This is a genomic window from Paenibacillus sp. Y280 (assembly GCF_056786335.1).
Map to the genome: position 1 here is coordinate 1 of NZ_JBXCIW010000054.1, position 1,812 is coordinate 1,812.

1 protein-coding gene is annotated in these 1,812 nt (G+C 46.8%); it reads right to left on the reverse strand.

Annotation, left to right across the window (positions count from 1 at the left end):
- Positions 1 to 402 precede the first annotated feature (402 nt).
- Positions 403 to 1,689, reverse strand: a complete 1,287-nt coding sequence (locus tag AC1TPC_RS26780) for an IS110 family RNA-guided transposase (protein ID WP_482069765.1) — start codon at positions 1,687 to 1,689, stop codon at positions 403 to 405.
- Positions 1,690 to 1,812: the final 123 nt, after the last annotated feature.

Here is a 1,812-nt window from a genome sequence, read left to right on the forward strand (position 1 = left end):
CCTCCCACTATAAAGTAATGTTTTCTCCTGTTTTCTCACTCATTCTTAGATTTACAACTTTGACACCTTAGAGGTGAGGGAGAAATGTTGGTATAAATCATATTTTTCTGCAAAAACCGCTGGCGGGAACAGGGCTTGGATTCGTTTTTATCCAAACTGTGGATAACGCTTATGATCGCACAGTGGATCTCCACATCTTCCCTTGGGGTTTACCCTCCCATGTCACGCTGGGTCTATGCCCTTACATTCCTTCGTTCTACCTGCCAAGGGGTGGAGGCCGATTCTCGCTCCTAAACGGGGTCATTGCCCTTATGGAATAATAACTTCGGCTTCTCCGGTGCTTCCGTTGTCGAGTTGTACATCTGTTGTTGAATTGAGATTTCAAGTGATGCTTACTTGAACTTAAGCTGCGATTTGTTGTATCTGTGCTTGTCGTACAGGTCCAAGAACGTCGTTTGCGTTGTACTCTCTTTGCTTCGTCCCCAGCGTGTGCAGGACGCGTATCAGTTTACCGCAGAGCGCGATAAGCGACTGTTTCTTCTTCAGCGGGTTTTGACTTCGTGTTGTAAAGTACTTGTGCAAGGCTTTAAATTCTTTATTCTTCGCTACCATAGGCATCACGCAACGGAACAACAAGGCTCTCAGTCGAGACCGTCCACGCTTGGTAATGCCGGTCTTTCCCTTCCGTTTACCGGAACTGTTCTCCTTCAGATTAAGGCCTGCCAAGCGGATGATCTGTTGCCCGTGATCGTAATGACTCAGATCGCCGACCTCAGCAAGGAACCCCGCAACGGTAACAGCGCCTACGCCTGGTATATTCAACATCTGCGTTGTTCCCGGAATCTCATCCAAGATAGCCATGACTTGATTCATTGTCGTTTCCACCTGTTTAGTGAAAAGCTCAAACTGGTCGAGTAAGCCCATAAGCTCCATTCTAGCGGCTCGTAATCCTTCTTTAAGTCCGATCGATCTCTCAGCTGTAGCAAAGAGTTTCTCAGCCCTTTTGATGCCTACTCCGCGCTTCACTTCCATTCTCCAGTGTGCGAGAACGCCTCTGGCGCCTGTAGAGACGATCTCTTCTGGTGTCGGAAATTGACGCATGGTCATCATGGACGCTTTGCCTTCCCATTCCTTAAACACGTTCAAATACTCAGGGAAATAGCGGTCGAACCAGTTCTGTACGCGTGCCTTCACTTGATTCAAACTCACCATAACCTTCTCGCGGAAATTCATGAGAATACGTAGTTCCGCATATTCCATCGACGGTAATTTGGGCTCCGAGTACTTTCCATTACGTATAAGGTCTGCGATTACCTTGGCGTCCTTGTAGTCGCTCTTCGTCGGTGAGTTGTCCTCGAGTTCTTTACTTTTGTTTACGTGATGCGGATTGACGATGACGATCTTGATGTCTTGCGCCTCAAGAAAAGCTGCTAATGGAAACCAGTAGTGCCCAGTCGGCTCAATGCCGAAAACAATATCTGTTTTCTCATGCGCCAGCTGCAGAGCTTTCATCCACGCCGTTAGCTTCGTTAATCCTTCTCGATCGTTATGGAACACACAATCTTTGCCAAGCTCTATGCCCCGAAAATCTACAGCTCGCGCTACATGAATCTTCTTTGCGATATCTGCTCCAACGACTAAAGTACCTTCCGTAATTCGCGTAATACGTTGATTCTGTTTCTGTTTCATCTTATACTTCATTTGTGCGCCTCTTTTCGTATGTGGGTTTGTCCTTCCCGGAACAATTCACAGTATACTAGAGGCGCATTTTTCATTCAAAGCTCAAATTACTTCATTACAGGAATGGCTCCT

Coding starts and splice junctions, on each gene's coding strand:
- AC1TPC_RS26780 (WP_482069765.1), bottom strand. CDS start 1,689: ATGAAACAGAAACAGAATCAACGTATTACGCGAATTACGGAAGGTACT.